The organism is Lysinibacillus sp. GbtcB16 (assembly GCF_019091145.1).
Lineage (GTDB): Bacteria > Bacillota > Bacilli > Bacillales_A > Planococcaceae > Lysinibacillus > Lysinibacillus fusiformis.
Window position 1 is genome coordinate 1 of sequence record NZ_JAGXJV010000332.1, and the last position, 276, is coordinate 276.

1 pseudogene is annotated in these 276 nt (G+C 44.9%); it reads left to right on the forward strand.

From position 1 onward, the window contains the following. Positions 1-197: pseudogene (locus KVT27_RS24460) on the forward strand (carbohydrate ABC transporter permease); the annotation flags it as partial. Positions 198-276 lie beyond the last annotated feature (79 nt).

Genomic DNA, 276 nt, shown 5'->3' on the forward strand with positions numbered 1-276 from the left:
TCAGTTTGATTTTTATCAACGACGAACATTACAAGCCGATTCAGCTTGGCATTATGCGGTTTCAAGGCAACTTCTCTACGCGTTATTCATATCTATTGTCAGCGATTGTGATTGCGATCGTTCCAAGCATTGCAGCTTATATGGCTCTGCAGGACAGAATCGTATCCGGTATTACAGCGGGAGCAGTCAAAGGTTAAAACCAAGGAGGAGCGTTATGGGACAAAAGATTAGCCTAAACGGCACGTGGAAGCTGTTCTATCGTGTAGAAGAGGGAGC